The organism is Deltaproteobacteria bacterium CG11_big_fil_rev_8_21_14_0_20_49_13, from assembly GCA_002796305.1.
Taxonomy (GTDB): Bacteria; UBA10199; UBA10199.
This window is the reverse complement of record PCWZ01000060.1, coordinates 1,439-28,160: the sequence shown is the minus strand read 5'-3', so window position 1 is coordinate 28,160 and position 26,722 is coordinate 1,439. Positions and strand designations below refer to the sequence as shown.

Below are 26,722 nucleotides of genomic sequence, written 5' to 3'. Positions count from 1 at the left end.
ATTATCCGGCCGTTAAATTCTTCCAGCAGGGTATCTATTGCCTTATTTAATTCCGACAACGAATAAAACATCCTGTTTCGCAATCGAAACAATATCCAGCGCCTTGCCAGCTTTACGCCGTTTTCCGCCTTTGATTTATCTTTCGGCCGATATGGCCGCTCTGGAAAGATCACGGTCCCGTGTAGAGCCTTAGAACTTCCTTTATCTTTCTCATACTGAGCCTCTCTTGTGCCACATATTCCTCCTTTGTTTTGGAGGCTTTTATGGCCTTTTCTGCAACAATTTGCTCAGTATGAGTTTATTCCGACTAAATCAAAATACCTGCCGCCGGGTAGCGGAATACCCTGCCGGCATGCTCCGGAATAGGGTGCCGGCATCCAGCGGAATCACCTGCCGGCATGCAACGGATTTTGCACAATCTGTATTCTGCTCTTATTTTTGCCGATATTGAAGGTGATATAAGCTTGTTTTAAATAGACTCCCTAATTGTCGTCAAAAATTTGACAACTTAAGGAGGTTGTTAATTTTCTATGTAATTTTCGCAAAATCGGAAATTTCGGGCGGCCAAATGCACGAGATCCCCGTTTTTATCGGGATGACGGGCCGGATTATCCATCAAATCAACAGTCTCTTAAAGGGCTGAAAAACGTGGACGCGTATGGTACATGGCCCGGGGATGTTAATACAGAAGCGACAGTGTCAATCTTCCGCCGTAGGATATTTCCGCTTTTGAGTACGGGATGGCCTGTACAAGCGTGCCCAGGGTCTGCCCATTTACGCTTATATTGTAGGCGGCGCCAGGGAAGAGGAATCCGCCTTCGAGAGATGTGTAAAGATGGTCGAAGAACTCCGCCTCTACCTTGGCATCCACTTCAAAGCCGTACCACTTGTGTGAATTTGAAAGTATCGGGAGCGGGGCATTTTCAAGGATGCTTTGGAAATTCAGTTCGACAGGATTCTTGTCGGCCCATGCGGTGAGGACCGTTCCGCCTATTGCAAAGTCGTTACATTCCTTGATGGCGCTTTTTATATCGAAATGATGTTTGTAACCCGTCGCCACATAGATGGCGTTGTTTATATTGTTGCCAGTAATAGGAACGCCGCCCGTTAGTTTACTTGTGTTGGTGCCGCAGCCGGGGTTCGTGGCAGGGCATCCGTAAAGGGAGGGAGACGTCCCCATCGGTTCGTGAAACATCAAAAGACCTATCTGATAATCGGGTCTGAATCCGTACTGGGTTATCCTTTGTGAAAGAGGACTTGCGTCGCCCTCGGCAAAGCCGGTCTTCAGGTTCCATTCACCGCCCCACTTGTACGCTCCGCTGGCCTCAAAGGCCGCCATGAAGACCTGAATGTCCTGCTTGGTAGGCATCTCAATTATGCCGCCCGCGATACCGCCCTGGGTAGGAGATATTCCGCTGTAAGAAGAGAACGGGACTGCATCTAGTGCAAGGCCGGTCGATATCTTACCACCCAAATAGACCCCCTCGAACCTGAAATCGTATTCGTTATAGGAATATTTGGCGTAGAGATCGGCAAAATATACGAATGTCTTTCCGTCGAGGCCCGCAGGGACAGATGTACCAAGGGCGTTGGTAGCCTCTCCGACATATCCGTTTCCGCCGCTCCTGCGCCTTATGCCCCCAAATAGGCCTACTTCTGCTTCCGGCCTTTGGTAAAGGACGAACCCCGCATATTGCTGGGTGCCTTTGCCGTTAGCGGCGATGCCTTCGGTAAAATTTTCGATCCTCGGATCATACTGCGCCTCGAACGCTATATCCCAAAGAATACCGCCCGAAATGGATGCGTCGTCATCAAGTTCGGAGCCGGTTATGAACATAACTCTATCCGCGCTGTCGCCGAAATCTCCCTGAAGTTCGTTGCCGTCGTTCTGGAATATCCCAAGTCCCCACTGAGATGGCTGTCGGCCTATGCGTAACTGTCCGACAGGAGTTAAAACGTCCATCCATGCGCGCCTGAAATTGATCGTCTTGTTCGTTCCAGCATCGCCGCCAGTCATCGATACGGATGCCGCGCCCGCAGGCATCGTAATGGTGCCGACGACCGGGTTGGTCAACTGAAGTTGCTCGGTATTTCGGGTCCCAAAGAGCAGGTTATCGAAGACGTCGAACTCGGCAAAGAGCGAGAGATAATCGTTGAACTTGACCATTGGCTGAACGCGGAGCCTCATTTGATTAAAGGCCACAAGTCCGAACCGGTGGTTCGGGTACTTGCTCTGCAGGTCAAGGTTCTGGTAGGCGTTGCCTCTAGTCCTGTAATATCCGTGCGCGGCAAAATCTATGGCCTGCGCTGTCTGTGAAAGGAAAAGGGCAAAGGCGACAAAAGAAAGAAAAAAGATTCTTATACTACTGAAAGGGCTCCCCATGAGTGAGGAAAACCCTACACAAATTTGCAAGTTACGTCAAAACAAATTACGTCAAAGCAAAAAGGGCCCCGTGTCTTCCACGGAGCCCTTTGATTACTGATAACTGATTACTTTTTTTAATATCCCATTCCGCCCATTCCACCCATTCCGCCCATTCCGCCGTGCGGCATGGCAGGTGAGGCCGAATCATCTTTGGGTTTGTCGGCGATCATTGCCTCGGTCGTGATCATGAGACCGGAGACCGATGATGCGTTCTGGATGGCGATGCGAACGACCTTTGTGGGGTCGATGATGCCGGCGGCCAGAAGGTCTTCGTACTTATCCTGTGCGGCATTGTAACCGTACGTGCCCTTGTTCTCCTTGATCTTGTTGACGACGATAGCGCCTTCTACTCCGGCGTTCTCGGCTATCATTCTGCAAGGTTCTTCGAGCGAACGTTTGACTATATTAACACCCCACTGCTCGTCGACAGACACCTTAAGAGCATCGAGTGATGGAAGGGCTCTGATTAGAGCTACTCCGCCGCCCGGTACGATACCTTCTTCGACCGCAGCGCGGGTTGCGTGCAACGCATCTTCAACGCGGGCCTTCTTTTCTTTCATCTCTGTCTCGGTCGCTGCGCCTACGTTGATAACTGCGACGCCGCCTACGAGCTTGGCAAGGCGCTCCTGAAGCTTTTCCTTGTCGTAATCAGAGGTTGTCTCTTCTATCTGGGCGCGGATCTGTTTCACGCGGCCCTCAATGGCGCTCTTTGTGCCTGCGCCGTCGACTATCGTTGTGTTGTCCTTGTCTATCGACACTCTCTTCGCGCGGCCGAGCTCTTCGGGCTTGATGTCCTCGAGCTTTCTTCCGAGCTCTTCGGCTATAAGCTGTCCGCCGGTGAGAATTGCGATATCTTCGAGCATTGCCTTACGCCTGTCGCCAAAGCCCGGGGCCTTGACCGCGCATACCTGAAGCGTTCCACGAAGCTTGTTGACAACGAGTGTCGCCAACGCTTCGCCTTCAACATCTTCAGAGATGATGAGCAAGGGCTTGCCCATGCGTGCGATTGATTCGAGCAAGGGTAAGAGGTCCTTCATGTTAGAGATCTTCTTCTCGTTGATGAGGATATATGGGTCTTCGATCGCGCAGGTCATCCTTTCGGGATCTGTCACGAAGTAGGGGGAGAGGTAGCCGCGGTCGAATTGCATACCTTCTACCACTTCAAGGTTCGTATCCATCGATTTTGCTTCTTCGACGGTGATAACGCCTTCTTTTCCCACCTTTTCCATTGCTTCGGCAATGATGTTGCCAATCGTCTCGTCTCCGTTGGCGGAGATCGTTCCTACCTGAGCTATCTCTTTTTTATCCTTTGTGGGCTTTGACTGTTTCTTGAGGTCGGAAATGACCGCTTCGACGGCCTTTTCGATCCCGCGCTTCAGCGCCATCGGGTTGTGGCCTGCGGATACCAGCTTCACGCCTTCGCGATAGATGGCCTGTGCGAGGACCGTTGCCGTTGTTGTGCCGTCGCCTGCTATGTCAGAGGTCTTGCTTGCGACCTCCTTGACCATCTGTGCGCCCATGTTCTGGAATTTATCTTCAAGCTCAACATCCTTTGCAACTGTAACGCCATCCTTTGTGATGGTGGGTGAGCCGAAAGATTTTTCGAGAACAACGTTCCTGCCCTTGGGGCCCAATGTTACCTTGACCACGTTGGCAAGGACATCGACGCCCTGAAGGATCTTTTCTCTTGCTTCCTGTTCGAATACTAATTGTTTAGCCATATTGTCTCCAATTGTTATGTCATCCCCGCGAAGGCGGGGACATGGTCTGTTCACCGGATTCCTGCTTTTGCAGGAACGACAAGTTTTATCTATTTCGTTATAATGCCTAATACATCTTCTTCTCGGATGATGACATATTCCTCACCATCGAGTTTTATGTCGTTGCCGGAATATTTTCCGAAAAGTACGCGATCGCCTGTCTTTACTTCAAGGGCGACCCTTTTGCCTTCTTCCAGGATCTTGCCGTTGCCAACTGCTATTACTTCTGCTTCCTGCGGTTTTTCCTTGGCTGAATCGGGGATGATGATCCCGCCAGAGGTCTTCTCTTCACCTAAGATCCTTTTTACAAGGACCCTGTCGTGGAGAGGTCTGAATTTTGCTGACATAAGTTATCCTCCTTTAGCTACATATCATGACGTTAGCACTCTCACCATGAGAGTGCTAACCATGTGACGGGTATATAACGGCCTCGGGGCTCAAGTCAAGGGGGGAATGATAAAAAATGATTATACGGCTAATATTTTGACCTTAAAATTGAGAGAATTTCTAACCACACAATATTGTTCGGCTTTTTCGTAGAGGCCTTGAAGCTTTGTCCTGTCAGATTTGTTCAAAAGTTGAACATTTGGTCTTATTGTTATCGAAGTTATAGCTGAGTGCTTTCCATCGGGTGTCGTAATTTCACCCTCCGTCTCCGATTCAAATGCCCTTATCCCAACATGCGCCCTTTCTGCAATGGACAAGAACGTGACCATAAAACAGGTCTCCACAGCAGATACAAGCATATGAACCGGTGACCATGCGCCCTTATACTCGTCTAACGCCCCTTTTGTGGTGACGTCTATATCTTTTACACTCTCAAATCCTGTATTACAGAGAAGGCCTTGTTTCCAATTGGCCCGTGTTTTCAGACTTGCCATCTAGTATTCTCCTTGCGGATTGTCCGCAGTTGCTTCCTATTGCTATCTCTTCGGGGACCCCGATGCTTATTATGGTCTCGAAGCCGTAGGCCTCAAGGGTATTTGCCAAACGGTCGGCGCCGTTCGGTTCTTCATGAGAGATCACCGAGTCAAAATTATTTGCCGTTGCGAGGTCTGTAGGGTTAACCGGCGTTATCTTTATCAGGAACTTTTCGGGATCGAACGTTTCGGATATTACCCTGGATTCGAACTCTGCATCTTTTGTGAGCGCAAAGTTCAGGGTTATCTTTCTATCGTTCTTTCTGAGATAAAGTTCACCGTAAGATGCGATGTCTTCAAGTTTCCATTTTTTCACCGGCATGAGCGCGTCGCGCTCCGCCTCATCGGTCGAGTTGAGCGAGAACTGAAGCTGGAAAGCACCGCTGTGGTAAAGACGTTCCTTTATATCGATGAGATGTCTGAACCAATTCGCGGCGGCAACGGGCGCGGTCGTGGCTATGCACGGCATAAGCCCTTTAATGCTATAGCGCGCGGGCATTTCCTCCAGCGCCGCAAGGACGGCCGGGTTCAAAGAAGGTTCGCCCATTCGTGCGAATTGGACCTTAAATTTAGGATGTGATGCGTACTGCATACCGCGTTCTGTGTGTTGCGAAAGAACGTGATCGATCTGCGCGAACATCTCATCTTTTGTGAGGTTGCCGTGAAAGTATGTGCCGGAGTCGCACATGAGGCACCCTACGGGGCAGCCGATTTGAGCGGAGATTATTATTACCTGCTTCTCTTCACGCGGGAATCTCGGGTCGACCGAATCGACGAATTCGATGAGCGACCTCGGATTATCCCCGACGTTCGCCACATAGACTTCGGCGAATTTAGGATCGCCCGTTTTTGATATTATTCTCATAAACCGTTTCAACAGCTGTTATCCCGTCGCCGAGGGCCACTGCGATGTGGCGGATATTCGGGTGCAGAATATCCCCGGCCAGCTGAATGGCCGTGATTTGTGATTTGTGATTCGTGATTTGCAAAGGATCATCCAGTATATTTAGATCCCGCCTTTTGCCGATGCAGGCGACAATAATATCTGCGTCTAATTTGGCAAGCTCATTTTCATTAAGGCCGCATTTTATTTCTATCCCGCGTTTTATGGCTTCGGTAACAAGTCCTGGAATAGCTTTAGGTCCCGCGCCCCTCATGGCGATGGTGACTTTCTTTGCCTTTGCCGAGAAAGATATTGCCTCATCGAACGCTGAATCTCCGCCGCCGATGACAAGAACAGTTCTCCCTTCATGCCGGAGACTGTTCGGATCTGGATAATAATGAGCATCTGGCCTTGAAATCCTAACCGGTTCAAGTCCTGTTGCAAGGATCAGGGCATTACTTGAGATGTCTTCCTGGTCGGTCCTTACCAGGTATAGACCGTCCTTGAACGAAACACTCTCCGCCTCGGTCCTTTGAATCTTGATCTCCAGTTCGTTCACATGAGATAAAAACCTGTCCATTAATTTTGCGCCTGAAATAGAAAGGTCTCCGGGGAAGTTCTCTATCTTCCATGCAACTGTGGCCTGTCCTCCCGGAGTTCCGCGCTCGATGATGGTAAAGTTAAGGCCCAGTCTTTTTGCGTGTATCGCCGCCGAAAGACCCGCAGGTCCGGCACCAATTATAACTAAATCAAACATAATTGGCCAACAAGGCAAGCAAAGCCAGCAAGGCAAGCAAGGTATAAAACCTAACTTTGCCGGCATTGCTGGCCTGAAACATTGCTGGCTGGTGTTACTTCAACTTACGCATCTCTTCGTTATAGTACTGTTCGTAAAGCACGTCCCATTCGCGTGAATGTTCGGGAATGCCGCGTTTGATAGAGGCGATCTTGTCGCGCACCTTTTGATCCACAGTCTCTTCATGCTTTAAGAAGAAGACGATCATCTTTTTGATGTCTTGGGCAAGAAATGATTCGCTGTCGGTCTCTATCAGCTTTTCCATAACAAGAGACTTCACTATATGACCGGACAGGAATGTGATGCGTTCGTCGGAAAGTCTCATTTTACTATTATGTCATTCTGAGCAATAGCGAAGAATCCCCATAACTGAAACGCGTGGGATCCTTCGGGCTAATGCCCTCAGGATGACATTACAATATGAACCCTCTTTGTTTTGCGAGTTGCTTCTTTATCATCATAAAGGCCTTTGATTCGTCAATGTCGCCGCCTATTGCCTTTCGGTTTTGATCGAGGAGTTTGTGCGCCTCGTCTTCGATCGCGCGCTCTTTTTCCATATTTTCGTTCAAAATCGATGAGATTCTGCCCAAAACGGCCTCTTCAGCCACCAATAACGACTTATCTTCGACCAATTTAGAAGTTATTGCGTGTACGATCTTTTCTATGTGGACCTTTCGAAGCGCCATATACGACTTTCATATACACACATCTCAAGCCAATTGAAAGCATTTTATTTCCATACCCCCCTCCAGGGGTCCGACCCTTTTTGCGGGTTTTATTGATAATTTGCTTGCCTTTATCCGACAAGGCTTACTATAATTCGACGCATAAACTAAAAAGGAGTGCATATGCCAATTAGAACATGCAGTTACCCGCGAGACAGGCGTTACATAGATGATCTGATCCCGATGGTGCAGGCAAGGACCGGACTCGACAGAAATACTGTTGAGATGGCAATACGGGGAAAGTTGAGGAACGGCGTTGTCGAAGATGAAGCGGTTTCCGCAGGCGCCCGCAAGGATCCAATAGATCTTCTCAAGGTCAACAGCAAAGACGAGAAGCTTTCCACGACCGAAGTGGCAAGGATTTTGGGCCACGAGGTAAAGGGTACCTGGGATGTTCCAAGAGACCAGTATCAAAAGGTGGCGATATTCAAGGCCATAACCATTAGCCGCGATGAGGTCTCTAAATATATAGATAATATCCGCCGTCTGATACCGGCACCAAATGCACCAACGACTATCTTCACCGATCATCCCAAGGACAAGATAGCGAAGGCGCTCTACGAGATATACTACAACGGTGAACAGCTATTTGAGAACAAGGGAGGCTCTCCCAACGGCGTCCCTCCTCACGAGTATCTGCCGCTCAAGTTCGTCCTTTCGCACAGTTATAAGGAAGAGGATAAATATTGCGAGATGTTCGACAAGGGGGGATGTTTCTGCCACGACGCCGACACGTGCAGCGTTCTTGTTGCGCCCGATGAGGCATGTTTTAATTCCGGGGTTTTTCTTTTTCAGGGGCCGAACAGGGAAGCTAACGCCGATGCGCCTGAACGCGGACAGCTAGCCTATTTCCCCAACGATCCCGCCAAGACCCAGATGGTAAAAGATTGGCTTTGGGATAAGGTGAACGGCGGAAAGGCACCGGTGAACAAGGGTATTCCATTCATGAACACAAAGGCCATCGATAACAATCTAAAGGTCCTTGGCACATATATTAAGGACCCCTCCAAACTTACGAAGGACGAACTATATTATGCAACGAGGATTATATCTGTTGCGATGGATTATGACGGCGTGGTGGCGACAATAGTCACTAATTTCATGACGAAGCATTTTGAAGAGTTGAGCGGTGTCGCGCTTACCGACGAGATGCTTCAGGAAGATGCATTAGGTGCGAGGGTCACGGATTTTATAGTCAAGGGGGCGTACGCATTCACGACGCTTTCAACAAGCGTCAGGTTCACGGCGGATACGGACCCTCTCTGGGTCTGCACAATGAAGCAGGAGATAGATAGATATTTCAGATATCTTGTCTCGCCCATGGCAAGAAATGAGGCGGAAATAATAAAATATATCAACACAAAGCTCGTGCCTGATTTCCTCGGTTTTGCGAAAAAGACGAACGTCTACGGAGATTATAAAAAACAGATAATGGATGCCGAGAGCCTCCTGACGTTATCTTCCAATCCGGAGTTGAAGGCTCTCGCCAAGGCACTTGGCGCGGATAAATTATACAAGCCAGAAGAGCTCTTCCCGGCATCAAAGATGACCACGTTCACCGCAAAGGTAGGAAATTTCCTAAGGGAGCACCCAAAGCTTGCAATGGACTACGACAATTCCTTGACCGTATTTAAGGACCTCTTGGGCATCATCTATCCGTACCAAAAATACAGGAGCCAAGACTATAAGATACATGGAGACGCTGGTGAATTCGGGGAGAAGAACGGCATCGGGTTCTGGTCAGTAAGCCCAACGTTTTCAAGGCTTTGGGGTGAAAATAAGAAGCTCAAGCGTTATTTTCCACCCGACTGCCTGACAGGTGGAAAATAGTTAGCAACCCTTCGGCATGCCCATGATTGCTAAAAAACTATTTATTTAGAAGCAACTTTTTCATGGAGTTGCCGAAAAGATAGATGGGTGGATGGAAAGAGGAGAACTCTCATGACCACAAAACTTGGATCTACCAATGAACTAACCATACCAAAAGAGCACATGAAGGAGTTCAGAGAGCTCTTTTGCACCACCGATACCAGCGTTGCGGTCGAGCTTATCAAGAATCTGGCAAATGCCACAAGGCCTAAAGATAAGGATGAGGACCCATTCTCCGAGATAATGGCCGTGGCCGTTGATGAAGAGATGAATTTTTGCAAGATGGGATCCGTTGGCGGGAGCATGTCGGATCCGGCGGCAACGGAATATACGCTCGGACGCGGTTGGGGCACGGTATTCAAGGCGCTTCTGACCACACCGACGACATCCACGACCGGTACGGGCCAGCTCTGCGACAGGATAACTTCACGGGTGAACTCTCTTTTATTCTTTCACGATTTCCCTCAAAAACTTTCGTGGAGACTCAACGGCCAGTACAAAAGATTTATGGGCGAGGAGTCTTTAAAGAAGCCCGAAGAGAGGAGATGGACGGCGGAGAACGAATCACGCTTTCAGCAAAGATTACAGGAGTGTGTCGACACCTTTAAACCTGTAAATCTTGGAACGACCGAAGAACCAGAGTTCATGCTCAATAAATATCCGATTGATAACGGGGTGATCGCCTATGTCGACCCCAGGGAAGTATGTAAGGAAGTCTATGACATGGTAAAGACGAAAGATGTCGATATCTCAACGGTCGGATCTAGCAGCGAATCCAGGCCGTGGTGGATGAAGGACGAAGAGAAGCCGGCTCATCCGATGGACGCGTTCTTCAAGGCTGCATTGAGGGGGATCCCGTGGGATGCGTGGGTGTCATATAACGATTTTTGCACGCCGATCTCAAAGCTTGAAAGTGTTATGTCACCGCTGAGATATGCCACTTACCTTCTGATGACGGGTTTAGGTTACATTGGACGCAATCTCATAAGAGGCGTTGTAATATATACTGTAAGGCTTGTGGTAGATATTGTTACGATACCATTAGGGGGCCTGCGGAAGCGGATTAAGGACGTTTTTAGAAAAGGTCCCCCGACAGGCACGCCTCCGGTCAACGGTGCGCCTGGAGAAGCCCCTGCCCCCGCGCCTGATGGCGGTGCCAAAAGGGTCATGATAGAATATGATCTTGAAGAGAACGGGCCAAGATTCCCCGTACCTGCACCTGTTACGACAGAAGAACTGGTACCGGTGGTTACTATTGTTGGCTTGGCGTATCTGTTGGCGCAGACCGCGCAGAGGCTGGCGCCGTATGCGATACGCGTTAATCCGGCCGTCGGACTCTTGCCTGTGAACGAACAGTTCATTAACGACCTCGGCAATTCTGTTGATTGTGGGATATTTGAATCCACCGACCCAAAGTGCGACACATGGCGTTATGAGCAGAGCGCGCGCGATAGACTATAATAGTATGCTCTAAAGCGTTTTTGACTGTTGACATCTTCTGAGTTTTTCAGCACTATCCCGCGCCGGTGGGCAACCAATATACCCCAATTTTAATGCTTTTTGTCTTCGCGCTCCTGATTGCGGGGACGTTCGTCGCCATTTCTTCCGTCTTAGGAAGGCCGAAGAGAACGACCACCGACCTTGAACCTTATGAGTGCGGCCTTGATCAGACAATCGAACCGAGAAGGCCCCTAAATATAAAATTCTTCATCATAGCGATCATATTCCTTCTCTTTGACGTAGAGGTCGCCCTTTTATATCCATGGGCGGCGCTCTTCAGGTCGTTCGTTGCTGAAGGAATGGGAAAGTTCATATTAATTGAAGGTCTTACTTTTATAGGGATACTTGCGGTGGGGCTTGTTTATGTCCTAAGAAGCAAAGCGCTTGATTGGCAGAAATGAATAACTTTTTAGTCACAAAATTGGCCGAGGTCGTTAACTGGGGACGCAAATACAGCCTCTGGCCGATGCCCTTTGCCACCGCGTGCTGCGGGATAGAGTTCATGGGCGTTGTCTCGAGCCGTTTCGATATCTCGAGGTTCGGCGCGGAGCTGGTGAGGTTCTCCCCTAGGCAGGCCGACCTGCTCCTTGTGATGGGGACCATATCTTACAAAGAGGCCCCCATTCTAAAGAGAATATATGAGCAGATGCCCTCTCCCAAGTGGGTGATATCGATGGGGGCGTGCGCTTGTTCGGGCGGTTTTTATAACAACTACTCAACTATTCAGGGGATAGACGAAATAATCCCCGTCGATGTCTATATACCTGGTTGCCCGCCGAGGCCGGAGCAGATCCTGCACGCAATAGTCAAACTGCAGGAAAAGATACAAAAGGGGGCGCTATGAAACCGAACACCGACCACCGATCACCGGTCGCTCTGATTGTCTCTATCCTGCTTTTTGCCTCCTGCTTCCTGCTTCTTTCTGCGAATGCCGCCGACAACCAGTACGCCGCCGGCGACCGGCTACTCAGCTCCGGCAAATACGAAGAGGCCGCCAACTGGTACCTCAATTTCACAAAAGAACATGCGGGAGATTCTAAACTCATGCCCGGGGCCTACATTAAGCTCGGCGAATCGCTTGAAAAGATGTCCGATATCATAAATACCCGCGCAGAGCGCGTTTGTTTCAGGAGCGGCAGCAAACTTAGAGGTACACCGTGCATGCAGGCTTACGCCGCAAAGTTGAACGCCACATACGGGCCCGGTTCATTTGAATATTCGGAGGCCCTCGTTATCATTCAGTACACCGGAGCACATTATAACAAGGTGGCCGACGAGTTTCCAAAGAGCGGCTTAGCGGCCAAATCGGCATATTTAAGACTTTCCAAAAATCTTGTCGGGCGCCCGGATCAGGTCCTCTCTGGGATAAAAGTGTTCACGGATAAATATAAGAGCGGAGAATGGGGAAGAAAGGGCCGGCTCCTCTGGGCCCGCATGAACGAAGATATTTGGTGGATCCACAGAAAATGGAGCTGGGTCCTTTATAACTGGTCTATTTCCCCCGAAGAATTGATAGTCAAGGCCGAACCCTACAGGCAAGAGGCTCTCCGCTCGTTCGAAGATATTATTAAGAAAGATGGCGGTACCGCGGAAGGGAAAGCAGCAAAGAAGGAATACGAGCTATTAAAGGTATATAAAGACGACGGAAGACTTTACGGCATCGTTAACGAGTCGGACATATCCGGGACCAAGGCGATACCGGGGATAAAATAGGTGTCACATCCCTGCGTAAGCGGGGATCTAGAGCGTAGAAACGAGGTCCCCGTTTGCACGGGGACGACAGGTTGCGATATGGAAACGCTGATAATAAATAGAGATGAGCTTTTAGATAAGGCGAAAGAGCTTCGCAAGAAGGATAAATTCGACTTCCTCATGGATGTCTGTGGCGTGGACCATTTAGACCGTAAAGAAGGAAGGTTCGACGTTGTTTATCATCTGGGTTCTTCAACGACCGACAAAAGATTAAGGATAAAATGTCCTCTCCATGAAAAAGATGCCAGCGTCCCAAGCGTGACCTCCGTTTGGAAGTCGGCCGACTGGTTCGAACGCGAATGTTTTGACATGTTCGGCGTTAATTTCACTGGGCATCCCGCCCTCAAACGCCTTTTAATGTACGAAGGTTTTGTGGGGCATCCTCTAAGAAAGGATTATCCCATAGGCAAAAGGCAGGAGATGTCCGTTCCGATCGACCTTCGCGACGGCGAAAAGAATGACGACGATTTTTTCTGGGTCAATTTCGGACCGAGCCATCCGGCAACGCATGGCACATTCCGCCTCATGCTGAAACTTTCAGGCGAAAAGATTGTCGATGCCATACCGGAGGTCGGATACTTGCACCGCTGTTTTGAAAAAGAGGCCGAGGACCACACATATTCTCAGGTGATACCCTATACAGACAGGCTCAACTATTGTTCTCCTCTCATGAACAACGTCGGCTACGCACGGGCGGTGGAAGAGCTTTTGGGGATAGATATCCCCGAACGCGCAAAATATATCCGCGTGCTTGTCTCCGAGGTCTCAAGAATAATGGACCATCTCGTCGCCATCGGCACCAACGTTGTAGATATGGGCGGGCTCACCAACTACTGGTACACGTTCAATGTCAGGGAATGGTTCTACGACTGGATAGAGGAACTCTGCGGGGCAAGGCTTACCACGAACTACACGCGTATCGGTGGTGTTGCAAGGGACCTTCCGGTAAACACCAAGAAATATATTCCAACGGTACTTAAAAAACTCGATCGCGCCGTCATGGATGTCACGGGGCTCCTTGTTAAGAACAGGATATTCCTCGACAGAACGCGCGGAATAGGCGCTATCTCGGCGGAAGACGCGGTCAATTGGGGATTCACGGGGCCGTGCCTTCGTGCGGCGGGCGTCCCTTACGATGTAAGAAAGGCGTTCCCTTACTATCATTATGACGAGTTCGACTGGGACGTCCCCATTGGCGAGAACGGCGATACATACGACAGGATAATGGTAAGATTCGAAGAGGTTCGCCAGTCAAAAAGAATCATAGAAGGGGTCCTTAAGAAGATGCCGGATGGGCCCATTATCATAGATAAGCACGATGTTGCGCTTCCGCCAAAGGCGGAGACCTACGGGAACATCGAAGGGCTCATGGACCATTTCAAGCTCATCATGCACGGGATGGACGTTCCGGCGGGCGAGGTCTATTCGTTCACAGAAGGGGCGAACGGCGAGCTAGGATTTTATATAGTGAGCAAGGGCGGGCCAAAACCTTACAGAGTAAAGGTAAGGCCGCCCTGTTTTGCGATATATCAGGCGTACCCTGAACTTATAAAGGGCCACATGATAGCGGATGCGGTGGCCATTTTAGGTGGGCTTAATGTGATAGCGGGAGAGTTGGATAGGTAGAATGTCATCCCTGCGAAAGCAGGGATCTAGGGCGTATGAACGAGACCCCTGCCTTCGCGGGTGGTGACACAAATTTATGAGTTTTCGACTAAGCACAGAACGTGAAGACAAGTTGCACGAAGTGATCAAGCGTTACCCCAGCACGCGGGCGGCACTGCTTCCTGCGCTCTGGCTCGTTCAGGAAGATGCCGGTTATGTTTCCGACGAGGCGATAGAATATGTTGCCATGCAGTTAGATGTCCCGGTGGCGGACGTTTACGGCGCCGTTACGTTCTACACGATGTTCAACCGCCGAAAGATCGGCAGGCACCACATTCAGCTCTGCACGAATATCTGTTGCTGGCTTAGAGGAAGCGAAGAGATGCTCAAATATCTCAAGGCAAAGCTCGGGATAGGAGCGGGTGAGACAACGGAGGACGGGGCCATTACCTTATCAACGGTCGAATGTCTTGGCGCGTGCGGAGACGCCCCGATGATGATGGTCGATCTTGATTATCATGAGAATTTAACGTTCGAAAAATTAGACGGGATAATAAAAGAATGCCGCAAGTCCTGACACAGAACTTTAATATTATGAACGCCGGGAGGTTCTCTGCCTACCTCGGGCGCGAAGGGTATAAATCCATTCAAAAGGCGCTCTCCACGCAGCCGCTTGAAGTCACCGAAGAGGTGAAAAAGAGCGGGCTAAGAGGCAGGGGCGGAGCAGGTTTCCCGACAGGGGTCAAGTGGGGCTTTGTTCCAAAGGGGCACAATGGCCCGGTCTATCTCTGTGTCAACGCCGACGAAGGCGAGCCGGGCACTTTCAAAGACAGGGCGCTCATGGAAAAGGACCCGCACAGACTTATCGAAGGCATAATAATAGCCGCCTACGCCATAGGCGCTCACGAGGCATACGTTTATATAAGAGGAGAGTTCGCAAGGCCCGCAAAGATCTTTGAAGAGGCGGTAAAAGAGGCCTATGAGAACAATTTCCTGGGTAAAAATATATTGGGAAGGTCGTTCGACCTCGACATCATAGTCCATAGAGGGGCGGGGGCCTACATCTGCGGAGAAGAGACCTCTCTCATCTCGTCGATAGAGGGGATGAGGGGATATCCGCGCATCAAGCCTCCGTTCCCGGCGGTAAAGGGGCTCTTCGGACAACCGACCATCGTCAATAATGTTGAAACGCTTGCGGCGCTTCCTTTCATCATCAATAATGGAGCCGCCGCTTATTCCGCAATAGGAACCGAGAAGAGTAAGGGGACAAAGCTCATAAGCGTTGCCGGGCATGTGAACAAGCCAGGAGTTTACGAGATACCGCTGGGGCTCCCACTCATGACATTTTTGAACGAACAGGCGGGAGGGGTCTGGAAGGGGAGAAAATTAAAGGCGATCATACCCGGCGGTTCTTCTGTCCCTGTTATGACCGCCGAGGAATCAAAGAACCTGCTTCTTGATTATGAATCGCTTGGGGAAGCCGGCACTATGCTCGGTAGCGGCGGCATGATAGTCATGGACGATACGACCGACATGGTCCTTGCCCTGAACGTACTTGTAGATTTCTATCATCACGAATCGTGCGGTCAATGTACGCCATGCCGCGAAGGGAGTGGATGGATGAAGAAGATAATGGACAGGATAATGAACGGCACGGGCGAGGCGGGAGACCTTGAAATGATGCTTACGCTCGCAGATAATATGATGGGCAGGACGATCTGCGTCTTTGCCGACGCCCTCGCCATGCCGGTTAAAAGTTTTATAACAAAATTCAGGAACGAGTTCGAAAAAAGATTATAAATATATTCGCTCATGGTGAGCTTGTCGAACCATGAACCAATAACTCATCCTTCGACAGGCTCAGGATGAGCGATACCGTTGCTTATGCCAGTAATAACGATAGACAATAAAAAGATAGAGGCTACCGCCGGGACCACCGTTCTCAAGGCGGCGCTCGATAACGGCATATTTATCCCCCATTTTTGCTGGCATCCTGCACTTTCTGTTTCGGGCAATTGCAGAATGTGCGTTGTGGATGTATCATACAGGATAGGCGAACGAGCATCTGGCTCTGCCAGTGCGAGTGAGAGGGGTTTGGGGGGAAGGAGCGAGTCTTCGAGCGAGTCGTTCACCCCATTTAAATTAACAGTTTCTTGCAACCTGCCGGTTGCGGAAGGGATGGTAATAAATACCGCAAGCGCCGCCGTTAAAAAGATGCGCGCCGATGTTCTGGAGTTCCTACTAGCAAATCACCCGCTCGATTGTCCGATATGCGATCAGGCGGGGGAGTGTTTGTTACAGGACTATCATTTTAAATATTCGGGGCGTCCCTCAAGGTTCAAGGAAGAAAAGACGCACGGACCAAAGGGCGTCGATGTAGGCCCGAACATAAAACTCGACAACGAAAGATGCGTTCTTTGCACAAGATGCGTCAGGTTCTGTGCAGAGACGGCCAAAAAATCCGACCTGACCGTTGCAATAAGGGGCGACAGGTCCTTTATAACGACCGCCCCCGGAAGAAAACTCGACAATCCGTACGCGATGAACACGGTCGATCTTTGTCCCGTGGGCGCTTTGACATCGAAGGATTTCAGATTTAAAAAGAGGGTCTGGTTCTTAAGATCAACGCCTTCTATTTGTCCCAACTGCTCCAACGGATGCCCCATCTGGATAGACCACGAGAGCGATACGATGTACAGGTGGCGCCCGCGCGGAGGTTTTTTGTGTGACGATGGAAGGCTCTCTTACAAGGAGTGGCAGGGGGACAAGAGGATAACGGCGCCTCTCACAAAGAGCGAGGTCGGGTTCGTTGAGACGAATCCCGTCGATACGGTTTCCTATATAAGGTCCGTTCTTGGCTCCGCCCCCAAGGAAAAAGTGGTTGGAGTCATAGAGAGCGGCGCCTCATGCGAAGATGTTGATGCCTTCTTAGGGATCGCCGGAAAAGTTTATATGACCGGCAGGAAAGAAGAGACCGAATTTGGGGACGGCATAATAAAAAAGAAGGACAAGAATCCGAACACAAAGTATCTTGAGGGTAAAGGATTGAAAGAGATACCCGAGAACCTCACGGGAGACGTTCTGGTCATTGCCGGGGCATTATCGGGAGATGATATCTTGAAAGCGGTCGGATTTGAGTGGAACATGATAGTTCAGATAACTCACGATATGGAGCATGCGGTCCCGGGAGCAGATGTGATCCTGCCGCGCGCGACATTCGTTGAAAGCTCCGGAACGTTCGTTAATTTCAAGGGAGAGTCGCAAGAATTTAGCAAGGCCTGCGAACCAAAGGGCGACGCAAGGAGTATAAAAGACTGGCTTGTGTCATTGCGGGCGAAGCAATGACAATATAATTTATGACCCTAGCTATCGATATAGTAAAAGTAATAGCGATACCATCCATCATCCTTACGTTCATACCCGTCCTCATCTGGTGGGAAAGAAAGGGTGCGGCCTATATTCAGGACAGAAGGGGCCCGAACCGTGCGAGCATCTTAGGTTTCAAGTGCGGTGGCTTCTTTCATAACTTCGCCGATGTTTTGAAGCTCTTTTTCAAAGAGGACATAATTCCCACAAAGGCCGACAAGGTCCTTTTTGTCGTAGCTCCAATGATAGTCTTCTTCGTTGTCGTGGCGACATCTGCGGTGATACCGCTTGCCGCCCCGTTAATGATAAAAGATCACCTCATCACCTTTCAGATAGCCGACATTAATATAGGCCTTATATACATTTTGGCCATCGCCTCACTTTCTGTTTACGGCGTCCTTCTTGCCGGCTGGTCCTCTAACAGCGCCTATTCCCTTTTTGGCGGATTAAGGGCCTCGGCGCAGATGATAAGCTACGAGGTGGCGATGGGGCTGGCGCTCGTAAGCGTCATTATGTACGCAGGTTCGGTGAGGCTCGATGAGATAGTACTGCTTCAGGGTACCAAGTTCTGGGACTGGAACTTTGCAAGAGAGCCCCTTGCGTTCGTGATATTTCTCACCTGCCTTTTTGCCGAGGCTAACAGGAACCCGTTCGATCTCCCCGAAGGCGAGTCGGAGCTGGTTGCCGGATTTCACACCGAATATTCCAGCATGAAGTTCGCCCTCTTTTTTATGGGCGAATATGCTCACATGGTAGTTGGCTCCATGATACTTGTCTCGCTCTTCTTCGGAGGATGGCAGATTCCGTTCGCATCTACCGAACTTTTGAACGGTTTTCTCCCTTCGTTCGTTGTGCCGTTCTTGCAGATAGGCTGTTTTATCACAAAGACCCTCTTTTTCTGCTGGTTCTTCATATGGGTGAGATGGACGCTTCCCCGCTTCAGATACGATCAGCTCATGGGCCTTGGATGGAAGGGAATGGTGCCACTTGCTATCATTAATATCATATTTACCGGCCTTGTCCTTTATGCAGGCGCAACATACTTTAGGTGATATATGTTCTTCTATATTATAGCCGCACTGATCGTAATCAGCTCTATACTTGTAATAACCCGTGCGAACGCTGTTCATTCGGCCATATGGCTCGTTATTACGCTCTTCTTTCAGGCGGCGCTCTTTGTCCTTATGGGGGCGTATCTCGTTGCGGGGTTGCAGGTGCTTCTCTACGCCGGCGCGATAATGGTATTGATACTTTTTGTGATAATGCTCCTTAACTTGAGCCCAAGGGCCTTCAAGCGGCGATATCTTACCGGCGGGAGGATAGTCATCGCGAGCGCCATAATATATTTTGCGGGAGTCATGGGCATGGCATTCTGGTTCATGAAGAAGAGGGTAATCGCCCAGAACGAATCGCCGATCATAGGGAGCGTTGAATCGGTGGGACGAATGCTACTCACAAAATACGCGGTGCCGTTCGAGCTCCTTTCAGTCCTCATTATAGTCGCGGTGGTCGCCGCCATAGTCGCCGCCCGCAAAAACCATCATTTATCAGAATGATAGCGTTATTGACGCCGCAACCTATATCTTATCAAATTGATAATTCAGATCTAATCTAATCGGTTGTTATCATTGATTTCTTTAATAGAACGCCGTGGCACGCAAATTGCTGCACCAGTTGGCAGGAGGCTTTTTATGAAGAAACAAATTATAAAATTATGCGTCCTTATCCTTTTCCCGCTGATCGTATCGGCCGGATATTCGGGCGGCGGTTCCGGATGTATGGGATGCGGTGGAGGAGGAGGCGGCGGCGATGACGCGGCCGTTATCACAGGCGGAGATGGACCGGCCATTGATACTGGCGGAGTGATTATTGGCGGCGTCGGTGTTGGCGGTAGCGATACACCGCTTGCGACAGCCGGCGTTTCAAAGGATGTCTTGGGAATGATGCCGGATATGGATTCGATCGTTCTGATAAAGATGGATGAATTGTTCAAAAATCCGTTAGTGGGAAATATTTTAGGAGAAATGAGCGTCTCTGCAGATGATCCCGGAACGCCAAAGGGGGTAGTTGGCAAGAGCCTTGATTTTGCCGCTAAAGAAGCGTTGTCGCCGGATATGAAAGGAGTGTTCATATTGGCTGTTAAGTTCAGTTGGCCAAAGACGTTTGACGATAATAAGAAAGTTCAAGTGAAGGAATTCATGGGGTTGATGATTGGGGGAGAAAGTGGCTACATGTCGCTCCAAAATAAATTGAAGGAGAAGCTTGCGGAAAATTTGATCTCTGCCGGTAAAAAGATAAACGATATCGAGTTTAATGAGATAGAAGGACCTTCCCTTTGTGACAAAGATAAGACCAGCGATTGCGGTAGCTCATCGGTGTTTTACGGGATGATGCCGGACAAAAAAACGTTCATCATATCAACACAAGGCGCGGCCGAAGAGTTTACGGCGAAATATCTGGCACAAGAGGCGGGGTCTCTTAATACGGCGCCAAAGTCGCTGTCAAAAGCCGCCGCGGCAAACACAGGCATTAAACAGTATCTCGCCAGCGTTAACTGTGGAGTTGCCTGCGGAGTCATTACAACACCGCTTGCGGCCATCATAAAGGATGCGGTCAGCAAGAAAGATTCAAAGTTTATGGAAGAGTTTGGCGCTATCTGGAAGAACATGGACATATTGCCCAAGGCCGGCGCCGTCGCTGTTGGCATTGATATGGGGGAAAGGTATGGCATAGAGGGAAAGGCCTTTATTCTTGATGCGGTAAAGGATACGGCTTCGTTTTCCTTGAGCTTTGACAAGACGCTTATCGAGAATCTTAATTTTAAAAACATATTCATGGTCGGCAAGACCGCTGTTCAGGACATGAGAGCGTACGATAACAAATGTCATGGCGCGGTTGTGCGTAAGAATTGCGGCGAGCTCACATCCAAAGAAGAATGCGAAACCTCTTACTACCTCTGGCCCACAAAAAGAGGCGGAACGAGTCCCCATAACTGCATGTGGAATGAAAATGGATCTATCGATGACCGGAATGTTACTAGTTACTGTTATGCAAATGGCGGCACTGCCGAGGAAGGCGTATGCGAATTGGCAGAAAATAATATCGAGGCAACCGCATCATATGGAGTAGAAGAACTTGTCATTTCCGGCTCTTCGTCAGGGTGTATGGGGTCCTGGAATATGGATGTTACCCTAGCGGGCAATGATCCTTACGCAAAACAAATAACGATGTCTCCGGGGGAGAGCCTAACTTTCGATGTGAGTGTGTCCGGAAACGATGGTTATTCGAACGCGCCGATTAGTCTCTCTTTGACAACGCAGGGTAATCCCCCTAATCCGGGCGGTTTTGTACTTACCCCTGTTGACGAGGTTTCGTTACTTACACAGGGCCCGCTTTCAAAACAGGTTCAGCTCACCGCTCAAGAGGGGACCCCTTATGGAACGTATTTAGTGATATTTAAGGGGACGGTTAGCCCGCCGTACGCATGCCAGACTTTAGAAAATCACTCTGACTTTGACGTAACTGTTGAGGCAGGGGGCAATTAAATACATTTTAGTTGCATTCGGCATAAAATCCGTTTAATTCACGCCCTTAGTGAACTACCTAATATTGAGCCTAATAATATTTTGCGTGGGCCTTTTTGGGGTCCTCATCCGCAGAAATCTGCTCGTTCTCCTAATGTCCATTGAATTGATGCTCTCGGCCGTAAATATCGCGTTTGTGGCGTTTTCTAAGATGAGCGGCTCTTTGGACGGCGAGGCGATCGTTATTCTCAACTTTGTTCTGGCCGCCTGTGAGGCGGCGGTGGGACTTGCCATTATAGTATCTCTTTACAGGTCTAAGGGTACGATAGATATCGGCAAATGGGGCGAACTTAAGAACTGATGCTGGAATTCTTAATAAAGAACATCACGATAGAAGGGCTCATTACGCTTGTCGTCCTGCTCCCGCTTATTACGAGTGTCATCAACTGGCTCCTTTCGTTCTTTAAGGCTCCCCCTTCATGGTCGAGTTTCTTTGGGGTCGTTGGGCCCGTACTCTCGTTCCTTTCTATCTTGGCCGTCTTTTGGACGCTAACCGGTTTTGAAGGTGCCGAACCGGTCGCAATAACGGGTCCTTTATACAAATTCATCGCGTTCAAGGGCTGGAGCGTTGACATATGTTTCAGGGCCGATCAGCTTTCGATGGTAATGGCGATGGTTGTGACGGGTGTCGGAAGCCTTATCCATATATATTCGATAGGTTATATGCACGGCGATAGCGCATACTCGCGCTATTTTGCGGAGCTGAACCTATTTTTATTCTTCATGCTTATCCTGGTCCTTGCTGATAACCTAATTTTAATGTTCATAGGTTGGGAAGGGGTTGGACTCTGTTCCTATCTATTAATAGGCTTCTGGTTCACCGACATTGAAAAGGCGCGAGCGGGGATGAAGGCGTTCGTTGTTAACAGGATAGGGGACCTTGGATTCATTATAGGCCTTCTCTTGATCTGGAGGATGCTTGAGGGCGAGGCGATAGTGGGACCGGACATATTCAACTTTGCAACGCTCGAGAGAAATTCCGCGTTCCTGCTCCCGATAGCAACCCCTGTTTGCATAGCGCTTTTCATAGGCGCCTGCGGAAAATCGGCCCAGATACCTCTATATATATGGCTCCCCGACGCCATGGCGGGTCCGACACCCGTCTCGGCACTCATCCATGCCGCCACAATGGTCACCGCAGGCGTTTATATGGTTGCGAGACTTAACTTTGTTTACATACTTTCGCCGGAGGCCCTTAATCTTGTGGCCTACACAGGCGCCGCAACCGCGATCTTTGCGGCAACTATGGGCCTTGTGCAAAAAGATATTAAAAAGGTCCTTGCCTATTCCACCATCTCACAGCTCGGCTATATGTTTCTTGCGGAAGGGGTGGGGGCGTTCGGAGCGGGCATTTTTCACGTCGTCACCCACGCGTTCTTCAAGGCGGCGCTATTTTTGGGAGCGGGCTCGGTTATCCATGCGCTTCATCATGAGCAGGATATGTTCAAGATGGGAGGACTCAAGAAATACCTCCCCGGGACATTTGCGGTATTCTTTGTGGCCTCGCTTGCGATATCCGGCATATACCCGTTTGCCGGGTTCTTTAGCAAGGACGAGATCCTCTGGCAGGTCTATTCAAGGGGGCACGTTGGGTTATGGCTTATAGGTTTTATAACCGCCGGCCTGACGGCATTTTATATGTTCAGGGCGGTGGCCCTCACATTCTTCGGGCGTCCGATGTTCTCGGAAGAAAAACGGGCGCAAGTAAAAGAATCGTCCGTTTCAATGCTTGTTCCGCTTGTTCTGCTGGGCGTTCTTTCCGCAACCGGCGGCTGGATGGGGAAATCCATGCATTCGTTCCTAGAGCCCGTGTTTGCCGCGGCCGCCTTTGAGGTTGCTGATAAGCACGAAAGCCTAGAGCACATAATGGCCGTGATATCGGTCCTCTGGGCCGTTCACTGGGCGTTCGTTGCGTGGATAATATATGTCCAGAGACCTTCGTGGCCGGTCGCCGTGGCGGCAAAGTTCAAGAGGACCTACAAGCTTGTTTACAATAAATATTATATCGATGAGATATATTCGTTCCTCTTTGTGAGGCCTATCGAATGGTTCTCGGAGAATATCCTGTGGAAGGGCGTTGATATTCCTTTAATAGATAACGCGGGCGTTAACGGGGGCGCTAGGTCGGTCGGGTTCTTGGGCGAACTTGTTGCCAAGGCGCAGACGGGTCTTACGCCCCATTACATATTCTTTATGGTGATAGGTGTTTCGCTCGTTGTCGGATGGTTAGTGTTCTAGATGAATTGGGAAAGACATGCTTGATCTAATGTTGGCCCATAAGCTTTCCGCGATCCTGTTTTCTCCACTTTTGGGGATATTTCTCATCTCTTTCATCCCCAGAAAGTTCGAAGAAGGGGTTCGCGCGATAGCTTTTAGCGTGAGTATCCTGACCGCGGTGCTCACATATTATCTCTGGAGCCATTTCAACCAGAACGGTTACGTCTTTATGGAGACGGTCGCATGGATACCTTCTCTTAACATCAATTACAGGGTGGGTCTCGACGGGGCCAGCCTTCTTCTCTTTGCGCTTACCGCCATCTTAACGCCTCTTTGCATTGCGGCATCATGGAATGACATAAAGAGCCATCGCAAAGAGTTCTACGCGCTCATTCTTGCCTGCGAGATCGGTCTTTTGGGTCTCTTTGCGGCGCTGGACCTTTTCCTTTTCTACGTCTTCTGGGAAGTGATGTTGATACCTATGTATTTCCTGATAGGCATCTGGGGGAGCGGCAACCGTATATATGCGGCGACCAAGTTCCTGCTCTATACCGTGGTCGGCTCCGTCCTTATGCTTGCCGGGCTTATCTATTTTTATCTGGCATCCGGCAGGTCGTTCGATATGACAACGCTTGGAATGAACCCGTTGGCGCCCACGGTCCAGCTGTGGATCTTCCTCTCATTTGCGATAGCGTTTGCAATCAAGGTGCCGATATTCCCGTTCCATACGTGGCTACCCGATGCTCACACAGAGGCCCCTACGGCCGGTAGCGTGCTCCTTGCCGGCGTCTTCTTAAAGGCCGGCGCGTACGGATTTTACAGGATAGCGATGCCATATTTCCCCGACGCAGTCGCTTATTTCAGGCCCTATATATTCGTTCTGGCGGTTATAAGCATCATTTATGGTGCGCTTGTTTCGATGGTCCAAAAGGACCTTAAGCGTCTGATAGCCTATTCATCCGTCTCCCATTTGGGATTTGTGATGCTGGGCTTGATAGCACTTGACCCCGAAGGGGTGCAAGGGGCGGTGCTCCAGATGGTGAATCACGGGATAACGACCGGCGCGCTCTTCCTTCTTTTCGGAATGCTCTATTCGCGCGCGCATACAAGAAAGATAGCGGACTTCGGCGGCGTTGCAAATGCAATGCCGGTCTTTGCATGGGCGTTCGTTTTTACGGGACTTTCTTCGTTAGGGCTCCCCGGGCTCAATAATTTTGTAGGGGAATTCTTAACAGTAGTTGGCGCCTTTAGGGCGCAGCCTTATCTTGCCTGTTTTTCAGCTTCGTGCGTGATAATCGCAGCGGTCTATATTCTATGGTCGATCGAGCGAGTATTCTTTGGCGACAAGAAGCCGAGCCTGAAAGATATGTCGCTCAGAGAGACGGCGCTTATCGCACCGCTTTTGATATTGATGGTGTGGCTTGGAGTTTATCCGAAGACCGCGCTTTCAAAATTGACGGCATCTACAAATAATTTTCTGGCTATGTCGAGAAGGTCGGTGACGGATGTCCCTAAGACGCCGCTTAATATAATCATTCCCGAAATAAGAAGGGCCCGGCCAGAACTGGTGATACCGGAAGCGAAGTCCGAACTTGGTTATAAAGAGGCGACAGGGGTCTATGAACCTTGGGACCGGAAGGAGCAGGGAAAGGTGCCCGAAGAAGAGGGGATAACGGGGACCGATGCGACGTTTGGCACGGAAAAGATACCGTCCGGAAGTGCAGGGAGAGAGGAAAACTCTGTTTTCCCGCGAGAAACGCCACCGGCAGAAGGTTCGTCACCCGGCGGATCTGGGACGGAGTAGGCTGATATTATGAAAGATATGCTCATACAGCTTTTGCCGCTACTTGTGGTCCTTGGAACATCGTTCCTAGTCCTTCTGTTCTCTTCATGGTGGAAGAAGATAAATAGCGAGCTTTTGGTGATATTAAGCATAGCGGGGCTTGCCTCTTCGATTGCCTTTAGCTGGCAGTGGTGGGTTAGGGGCGTAACGTTTCAAGAGGGCGTTTTCCCGTTAATGGTGAGGTTCGACAGTTTTTCGCTCATAAGCTTTATTCTTTTCGCATTTTCGGCAGGCATTGCCGTTATTTCTTCATTTAACTACGCAAATACCCGTTCGTTTTCATTTGGCGAATATCTTTCGCTAATACTTTTTGCGGTGTTCGGAGCCGGGCTCATGGCCTGCGGGACCAATCTCATGGTCATATTCATAGGCCTTGAGATATTGTCACTGCCGCTTTATGTGCTGGCCGGATTTAATTTCAAGGAGTCGGCGTCTCACGAAGCGTCCGTTAAATATTTTCTGCTTGGGGCCTTGGCCTCCGTATTCTTCCTTTTTGGCATCGCCTTCTATTACGGCGCCACAGGTTCGACCGACATTATGATATCGGGAGCAATGCCTCCGGACAAAGAGAGCTTTGTTGCCATTTTAACGTTCATTTCGGCGGGGCTTATTATTTCGGGACTTGGTTTCAAGATATCGGCCGTTCCGTTTCACTTCTGGACGCCTGACGTATATCAGGGGGCGCCGCTTCCGGTCACCACGTTCTTTGCAACTACCGTTAAGGCCGCGGCCTTCATCGCTTTCTTCAGGGTGTTCGGCGGACTTATCATAATATCGGACAAGGACCTGACACCATTGATCTCCGTGATCGCCGTTGCAACAATGGTAGTAGGAAACTTGTCGGCTCTATTTCAGGAAGATCTTAAAAGACTGCTCGCCTATTCCTCCATCGCTCATGCCGGCTATATGTTGCTGGCGTTCACCTTCTTAAAGGAGGATCCGGCGCTTTCATATTCAACCATGTTCTTCTACCTGCTCGCCTACATGCTGATGACGGCAGGGGCGTTCATCGTCATCTCTATGATGAACGGGACCGATAGGGAGCGCGCGAGCATCTCCGACTTTGCGGGACTTTCAAAGAAGAGCCCATGGCTCGCCCTTGCCTTCTCTATCTTTTTGTTCTCGCTCGCCGGGTTTCCACCGACCGGCGGATTCTTTGCCAAGTTCTATCTCTTTAAGGGGGCGCTTGACTATCATCATGTGACGCTGGTTATAATAGCCGTACTTAACAGCCTTGTAGCGGTCTACTATTATATGAGGCCGGTCGTTGTCATGTACTTTGGAACGGAGCCGGCTAGGACCGAAGAAGAATCTGACGAGACGAACTATTCGTGCATCGGCACCGTGGCCTTTGCGGCCGTGACGGTGATACTCCTCGGCATCTTTCCATCCACTATCCTTGCCATTTTACAGAAGTATTAAACCGCCTGTCACGGGGCAAACACACAAAAAATCTTTTAAGGCTCTTCTCCCGATC

The 26,722-nt window shown here is 49.8% G+C and carries 23 protein-coding genes and 1 pseudogene; 16 read left to right on the top strand and 8 right to left on the bottom strand.

Annotation, left to right across the window (positions count from 1 at the left end):
- Window positions 1-679 precede the first annotated feature (679 nt).
- The 8 genes and pseudogenes from COV46_05825 to COV46_05790 form a co-directional block, all read right to left on the bottom strand.
- Window positions 680-2,383 carry a hypothetical protein gene (locus COV46_05825; protein PIR17078.1) on the bottom strand — a complete coding sequence of 568 codons (1,704 nt, stop codon included), beginning with the start codon at window positions 2,381-2,383 and terminating at the stop codon, window positions 680-682.
- A gap of 116 nt (window positions 2,384-2,499) precedes the next feature.
- Entirely contained in the window at window positions 2,500-4,146 is a 1,647-nt protein-coding gene (groL, locus tag COV46_05820) for a chaperonin GroEL (protein PIR17077.1), read from the bottom strand.
- An 89-nt stretch (window positions 4,147-4,235) separates the two neighbouring features.
- The gene (locus tag COV46_05815; protein ID PIR17076.1) at window positions 4,236-4,532 is read right to left on the bottom strand and encodes a co-chaperone GroES; all 297 of its coding nucleotides are present in this window, start codon (window positions 4,530-4,532) and stop codon (window positions 4,236-4,238) included.
- 120 nt (window positions 4,533-4,652) lie between these two features.
- A complete protein-coding gene (locus tag COV46_05810) occupies window positions 4,653-5,066 on the bottom strand; it encodes a hypothetical protein (protein ID PIR17075.1) in 414 nt (137 codons plus the stop codon).
- Window positions 5,067-5,085: 19 nt separating this feature from the next.
- Window positions 5,086-6,027, bottom strand: a pseudogene (locus COV46_05805) (radical SAM protein).
- Complete coding sequence (locus COV46_05800; GenBank protein PIR17074.1) at window positions 5,939-6,811, bottom strand: hypothetical protein; 873 nt, start codon at window positions 6,809-6,811, stop codon at window positions 5,939-5,941. The pseudogene COV46_05805 and the gene COV46_05800 overlap by 89 nt, the downstream one beginning before the upstream one ends.
- Before the next feature lie 28 nt (window positions 6,812-6,839).
- Window positions 6,840-7,109, bottom strand: a complete 270-nt coding sequence (locus COV46_05795) for a hypothetical protein (GenBank protein PIR17073.1) — start codon at window positions 7,107-7,109, stop codon at window positions 6,840-6,842.
- An 88-nt stretch (window positions 7,110-7,197) separates the two neighbouring features.
- Window positions 7,198-7,470 carry a hypothetical protein gene (locus tag COV46_05790; GenBank protein PIR17072.1) on the bottom strand — a complete coding sequence of 91 codons (273 nt, stop codon included), beginning with the start codon at window positions 7,468-7,470 and terminating at the stop codon, window positions 7,198-7,200.
- Window positions 7,471-7,692: 222 nt separating this feature from the next.
- Here COV46_05790 and COV46_05785 point away from each other — a divergent pair, with 222 nt between their 5' ends.
- The 16 genes from COV46_05785 (at window position 7,693) to COV46_05710 (ending at window position 26,667) form a co-directional block, all read left to right on the top strand.
- Window positions 7,693-9,339, top strand: coding sequence for a hypothetical protein (locus COV46_05785; protein ID PIR17071.1), 1,647 nt, complete (start codon window positions 7,693-7,695; stop codon window positions 9,337-9,339).
- Between the two features lie 111 nt (window positions 9,340-9,450).
- Window positions 9,451-10,839 (top strand): hypothetical protein, encoded by a 1,389-nt coding sequence (locus COV46_05780; protein ID PIR17070.1) that lies wholly within the window; start codon window positions 9,451-9,453, stop codon window positions 10,837-10,839.
- A gap of 92 nt (window positions 10,840-10,931) precedes the next feature.
- The gene (locus tag COV46_05775; protein PIR17069.1) at window positions 10,932-11,279 is read left to right on the top strand and encodes an NADH-quinone oxidoreductase subunit A; all 348 of its coding nucleotides are present in this window, start codon (window positions 10,932-10,934) and stop codon (window positions 11,277-11,279) included.
- Window positions 11,276-11,722, top strand: coding sequence for an NADH-quinone oxidoreductase subunit B (locus COV46_05770; protein PIR17068.1), 447 nt, complete (start codon window positions 11,276-11,278; stop codon window positions 11,720-11,722). Before COV46_05775 ends, COV46_05770 begins: the two co-directional genes overlap by 4 nt.
- On the top strand, window positions 11,719-12,591 hold the full coding sequence (locus tag COV46_05765) for a hypothetical protein (protein PIR17067.1): 873 nt from the start codon (window positions 11,719-11,721) through the stop codon (window positions 12,589-12,591). The genes COV46_05770 and COV46_05765 overlap by 4 nt, the downstream gene beginning before the upstream one ends.
- Window positions 12,592-12,669: 78 nt before the next feature.
- Window positions 12,670-14,256 (top strand): NADH-quinone oxidoreductase subunit C, encoded by a 1,587-nt coding sequence (locus COV46_05760; protein PIR17066.1) that lies wholly within the window; start codon window positions 12,670-12,672, stop codon window positions 14,254-14,256.
- Between the two features lie 76 nt (window positions 14,257-14,332).
- Window positions 14,333-14,812: an NADH-quinone oxidoreductase subunit NuoE gene (locus COV46_05755; GenBank protein PIR17065.1), complete on the top strand. Its 480-nt coding sequence runs from the start codon at window positions 14,333-14,335 to the stop codon at window positions 14,810-14,812.
- Window positions 14,797-16,035, top strand: coding sequence for an NADH-quinone oxidoreductase subunit F (locus COV46_05750; protein PIR17064.1), 1,239 nt, complete (start codon window positions 14,797-14,799; stop codon window positions 16,033-16,035). Before COV46_05755 ends, COV46_05750 begins: the two co-directional genes overlap by 16 nt.
- 84 nt (window positions 16,036-16,119) lie before the next feature.
- Window positions 16,120-17,580 (top strand): hypothetical protein, encoded by a 1,461-nt coding sequence (locus COV46_05745; protein PIR17063.1) that lies wholly within the window; start codon window positions 16,120-16,122, stop codon window positions 17,578-17,580.
- Window positions 17,581-17,591: 11 nt separating this feature from the next.
- Complete coding sequence (locus tag COV46_05740; GenBank protein PIR17062.1) at window positions 17,592-18,653, top strand: NADH-quinone oxidoreductase subunit NuoH; 1,062 nt, start codon at window positions 17,592-17,594, stop codon at window positions 18,651-18,653.
- A 3-nt stretch (window positions 18,654-18,656) separates the two neighbouring features.
- Entirely contained in the window at window positions 18,657-19,157 is a 501-nt protein-coding gene (locus COV46_05735) for an NADH-quinone oxidoreductase subunit J (protein ID PIR17061.1), read from the top strand.
- A 135-nt stretch (window positions 19,158-19,292) separates the two neighbouring features.
- Window positions 19,293-21,146: a hypothetical protein gene (locus tag COV46_05730; protein ID PIR17060.1), complete on the top strand. Its 1,854-nt coding sequence runs from the start codon at window positions 19,293-19,295 to the stop codon at window positions 21,144-21,146.
- A 49-nt stretch (window positions 21,147-21,195) separates the two neighbouring features.
- Window positions 21,196-21,486 (top strand): NADH-quinone oxidoreductase subunit NuoK, encoded by a 291-nt coding sequence (locus COV46_05725; GenBank protein PIR17059.1) that lies wholly within the window; start codon window positions 21,196-21,198, stop codon window positions 21,484-21,486.
- Complete coding sequence (locus COV46_05720; GenBank protein ID PIR17058.1) at window positions 21,486-23,423, top strand: NADH-quinone oxidoreductase subunit L; 1,938 nt, start codon at window positions 21,486-21,488, stop codon at window positions 23,421-23,423. Before COV46_05725 ends, COV46_05720 begins: the two co-directional genes overlap by 1 nt.
- Before the next feature lie 28 nt (window positions 23,424-23,451).
- Window positions 23,452-25,206: a Fe-S-binding domain-containing protein gene (locus COV46_05715; GenBank protein PIR17079.1), complete on the top strand. Its 1,755-nt coding sequence runs from the start codon at window positions 23,452-23,454 to the stop codon at window positions 25,204-25,206.
- A gap of 9 nt (window positions 25,207-25,215) precedes the next feature.
- On the top strand, window positions 25,216-26,667 hold the full coding sequence (locus COV46_05710; GenBank protein PIR17057.1) for an NADH-quinone oxidoreductase subunit N: 1,452 nt from the start codon (window positions 25,216-25,218) through the stop codon (window positions 26,665-26,667).
- Window positions 26,668-26,722: the final 55 nt, after the last annotated feature.